Source organism: Bradyrhizobium sp. AT1 (genome assembly GCF_001590795.1).
In the GTDB taxonomy this organism is placed as follows: Bacteria; Pseudomonadota; Alphaproteobacteria; order Rhizobiales; family Xanthobacteraceae; genus Bradyrhizobium.
On sequence record NZ_JXDL01000001.1, the window covers coordinates 2675126 to 2679528 of the forward strand.

Consider the following 4403-nt stretch of genomic DNA (forward strand, 5'->3'; position numbering starts at 1 on the left):
AGGATCTTGTCGGAAAGCTGCAGAAGCAGCGGCGAAGACCGACCTCGGGCGCGCGCGGCGGCTCAACCAGGACCGGCCGCGAGCGCCGCGCTGCCGTCACCGCCGGGCGTGCATGAGCACGCGCCCGAACGGCCGATCCTCGATCAGGAAGCGGACGGCCTCCGCCGCCTCGGACATGGGAAACACCTTGCCGATGGTGGGATGCAACGTTCCCTCCTTGAGGTAATCCAGAAGCGTGGCGCCGGCCGCAGCGACCGTTTCGGGCGTGAAGAGCCGGAACGTGAAGCCGCGGATCGTCGCGGCCCTCCAGATGATGTCGGTCACGTTGACATTCGCCTGGCGCCCTCCGGCGTAGCCGGCGACGACGACCGTGCCGCCGAAGGCGAGCGAGGCAAGCACTTCGGCCGTGAGGTTGCCGCTCACCCCATCCACCACGACGTCCACGCCCTTGCCCTCCGTGATACGGCGCACGCCGTCCTTGAGGCTCTCCCTGGAGAGATCGATGACATGCTCGTAACCGGCCGCACGCGCCTGCTCGGCCTTTTGCGTATTGCCTGCGGTCGAGATCGTCAGCGCGGCACCGAGGCGGCGCGCGACTTGCACCGTCTCCATGCCGACGGCACCGCCGATGGCCGGCGCGAGGACCGTTTGCCCCGGTTTGAATTTTGCGAGTTCAGTCAGAGTCAGGTAGCCCGTCAGATATCCCGCGCCTGCCAGATAGGCTGCGGCGTGATCGTCATCGACAGTCTCGGGAACGTGTGACAGGCCGGAGGCTGGTGCGGCCACGAATTCGCGCCAGGTGCCGTCGGCCGTGAGGCCGAAACCCGCCCCTCTGACGAATACGCGATCGCCGGCCTTGAAGTCTTCGCTCTGGCTCTCGACGACCGCTCCGACGCCGGTCTGGCCGCCGACGCGCGGCAGGTTTTCCGGCGTCGCGGCATAGTGGTGGCCTGACCGGAACGTATTGTCCAAGGGATTGATACCGACCGTTTGCATCTGGACGATGACCTCGCCGGCGCGCGCCTCCGGCCTCGGCAGCTCGACCAGGCGGTTTCGACTGTAATCTCCATACTGCAGGTACTGGATCGCCTTCATGACTTCGTTCACCTCGCGCGTTGGGCTCCGAGGTCGATCTAATGCCTTCCAGATTTGAGCGATATCTGCCAAAATGAGAACAATGCTTTCAATTCTGGAAGGACGATGGACCGCCTCGAAGCCATGACCATCCTGGTGACGGCGGCCGACAGCGGCAGCCTGTCGGCCGCGAGCCGCCAATTACGCATCCCGCTGGCGACGGTGAGCCGCCGTGTGTCCGATCTCGAGGAACACCTCAACGTTCGCCTGCTCCACCGCGGCGGCCGCAAGCTCGTGCTCACCGATGTCGGGCGCAGCTATGTCGCCTCATGCCGGCGGATCGTGGAAGAGATCGCGGAAGTCGAGCGTACGGCAGCCGGTGAATACCGCGCGCCGCAGGGCGAGTTGATCGTCACCGCGCCTGCGGTCCTGGGCCGCAGCCATCTCTTGCCGATCGTCGTGGAGTTTCAGCGCGCCTTCCCCGACGTCCGGGTTCGGGTGCAGTTCACCGATCGATACGTCAACCTGATCGAGGAGCACGTCGATCTCGCCGTGCGCATCGGGGAGTTACCGGACAGCAACACGATCGGCACACGCGTCGGTGCCGTCGGCCTCGTCGCTTGCGCCAGCCCCGCATACCTGAAGACACGCGGCACGCCCAAGCGGCCGGCCGACCTCGCGGACCATGATTGCATCACCCAGCAGGCCCATACCGCGACGTCCGACTGGAAGTTCTCGGCCGGACGAAACGAACAGACGGTCGAGGTCCGGTGCCGGCTTGCAGTTTCCCTCGCCGAAGCTGCGGTCGCAGCCGCAGTTTCAGGTGCCGGGATCGCCCGCGTCCTGTCGTATCTCATCGATGACGAGTTGAAGAAGCGAACGCTGGTGAAGCTGCTCGGCGCCTTCGAATCCGCGCCGCTTCCGGTGAGCCTGATCTATCCGAGCCAGCGCCAGGTGCCGTTGAAGCTGCGCGCCTTCCTGGATTTTGCCACCCCACGGCTGCGAAAGCGGCTCGGCTATCGAAACGCGTAGGTGAAGTCACCTCTGCCGCGTGCGTGTTCGCGGTCGGCCTCCCCCTGACTGGAACGCGATCGCCTCAGCCCTTCGAGACCACCGCGCGGCCATAAGGCGGCTGGCCCTGGACCGGAGGGTTGGCCGTCTGGGCGGCGAGTTCGCCGATCAGGCGGTCGGCGTCGGCGGCCATGCCGTCGGGCGCCTGGATCACCAGACGCTCCAGCGCCCAGCGGTAGGACGAGACGCGCTGCTCCAGGCATTGCTGCACCCACTGCACGATCAGCGAGTTCTCCTGCATGCGCGCGACCGCGTCGTCCTTCTCCTTCGGCGAGAGCGCGGAGACGCGCGCCATGCTGGCATCGCGCTTCCTGTCGAGATCGATGACGCGGATCGCGCTGGCGAAGAACGGCTCGAAGCGGGTGATGTCGTTGCGCACGTCTTCGATCAGTTGCGCGTAACGCGAGGAATGCGAGCGGTGCGGCTCGTCGATCAGCGTGCGTCCGTACATGGTGCGGTCGAACACGATCTTCTGCCGCCAGGGCGAGGGCATCGCCTTGTAGTCGCCGAACACGCTCTTCCAGGCGGGGCGCGACAGCGGCGGCTCGATCATGGGATAGGCGAGGTCGCGCAGCTGGCGCTCCTCGTCGGTGAGCTGGAATTGCGAAGGCTTCAGGCCGACGCTGCCGGTGGCTTCAGCGCCAAGCCAGCGATGCATGTCGTCGCTGCGCATGCTCTCGCGGGTACGGCCGAAATCGCCGCCGCTACAGGCAGCGAGCATCGCGCCGAGAAGCGTGAGCAGGACGGCCGACAAGAAGGGCCGGATCTGGCGGATGGCGTCCGGCATTGCAAAAGCCGGACGTCAGCGACGGCGACGACGGCGCCCCGGCGCTGTGCCCTGCTCAGGGCCGTGATCGCCGCTGGTTTCATCTGCCTCGCGCTCGATACGGATGACGGGAAGGATCAGGATCGTTCCCATGTCCGCGCGCGGAGCGACATCCCCCGACGAGCCCACCCGGCGACCGGCCGGAAATTCAATGATGGTCCCCATGTCAGCTCTCTTCAATTGCCGCGCGACCGAACGCGCCCCTGCAACATGCAATTCATTAAGATCAGTTCATGGTTAACGGGGTGTAAACGCGGCGTCCGGACCGTAGCCGCACGGGCCGGCCCGCGGCGTCCCGTTAAGGCACGAGATCGCGACAAGTTGAGCGTTCGGCTTCACGCCTCGTTTTCCTTAACGAGCCTTTAAAGGAGCCTGCGATAGGCTGGCGGCGAGTATCTCTTCCAGGTCGCGTATCTCTCCATGACCAAGTCGCTGTTTCCCGGATTCGACGGGCTGATGTCCCTCTCCCGTCGCGAAGGTGTCGATGTTCGGCCGACGCTGCTGCGCGTGCTGACCGATCTCTACGTCCAGACCCGCATCCACAGCGACGACGAGCAGCGCCAGTTCACCGAGCTTGCAACGCGGCTGATCGACCAGGTCGACGATGCCACGCGCGCGGCCGTCAAGGCCAAGCTCGCGATCTATCCGCAGACGCCCGTCCCGGTGCTGCAGAAGCTCGGGCTGGTCGCAGCCCAGGAGGGCCGCAGGGTTCCGCTGGCCCGCGAGATCCCGACGCCGGCACCCGCCCCCGCGCCGGTCCGCACGCCCTCGGAGGCTGAGCTGCGCATGGCCTCGAACATGGCGATGCAGCCAAAGGACGCCGCCGAGATCCACGACATGTTCTTCCGCGCCGGCGCTTCCGAGCGCGCGCTGATCCTGCACAATCTGGCGCAGACGCCGCTGAAGGCCGCGCCGCGGATTCCGACCGTGCGCGCCAAGCGCGCGATTCAGATCCTGGAGATGGCGGCGATCGCGGGCGATGTCGAGAACTTCGCCCTGGAGCTCGGCGACAGCCTGATCCTGCCCTCGCGCGTCGCCGCCCAGATCGTCGACGATGCCGGCGGCGAGGCGCTCGCGGTCGCGGCGCGCGCGCTCGACATGCCGAGCCCGAACTTCCAGCGCATCCTCTTGTTCTTCAAGCCGGCGATCGGTACGTCCGTGAACGAGGTGTACCGGCTGGCGCGGCTCTACGACCGCCTCAGCGACCGCTCGGCGCTGGTGATGCTGGCGGCCTGGCGCGGCTCGACGCTCGCGGTCACCCGCGCGAAATACCAGCCCTCCCTGCACGACGGCGAACGCCAGCGCGCCCGCGCCGGCGCGGGCCAGACACGGCCGGCCGTGCAGCCCGGCGCGATGCCGCCGCGCCGCACCGGCACTGACGGGTCGTCGGAGCGGTAGAGCCAGCCCTGAGGCATCTTCAGCTCGTGCCCCG

General features: G+C 67.0%; 5 protein-coding genes. 2 read left to right on the plus strand and 3 right to left on the minus strand.

What is annotated here, in order from left to right:
* Positions 1–96: 96 nt before the first annotated feature.
* Positions 97–1275 carry a quinone oxidoreductase family protein gene (locus SE92_RS12710; RefSeq protein ID WP_157095378.1) on the minus strand — a complete coding sequence of 393 codons (1179 nt, stop codon included), beginning with the start codon at positions 1273–1275 and terminating at the stop codon, positions 97–99.
* On the opposite strand from SE92_RS12710, the gene SE92_RS12715 reads away from it, so the two are divergent.
* Positions 1201–2106, plus strand: coding sequence for a LysR family transcriptional regulator (locus tag SE92_RS12715; protein WP_063196009.1), 906 nt, complete (start codon positions 1201–1203; stop codon positions 2104–2106). The two genes, SE92_RS12710 and SE92_RS12715, sit on opposite strands and share 75 nt — an antisense overlap.
* 64 nt (positions 2107–2170) lie before the next feature.
* On the opposite strand, the gene SE92_RS12720 is transcribed toward SE92_RS12715, so the two are convergent.
* Together SE92_RS12720 and SE92_RS12725 are read right to left on the minus strand one after the other, a co-directional pair.
* A complete protein-coding gene (locus tag SE92_RS12720) occupies positions 2171–2932 on the minus strand; it encodes a hypothetical protein (protein WP_063196010.1) in 762 nt (253 codons plus the stop codon).
* A gap of 15 nt (positions 2933–2947) precedes the next feature.
* A complete protein-coding gene (locus SE92_RS12725) occupies positions 2948–3136 on the minus strand; it encodes a hypothetical protein (protein ID WP_018315770.1) in 189 nt (62 codons plus the stop codon).
* 255 nt (positions 3137–3391) lie between these two features.
* On the opposite strand from SE92_RS12725, the gene SE92_RS12730 reads away from it, so the two are divergent.
* On the plus strand, positions 3392–4369 hold the full coding sequence (locus SE92_RS12730) for a DUF2336 domain-containing protein (protein ID WP_063196011.1): 978 nt from the start codon (positions 3392–3394) through the stop codon (positions 4367–4369).
* The last annotated feature ends 34 nt before the right edge of the window (positions 4370–4403 follow it).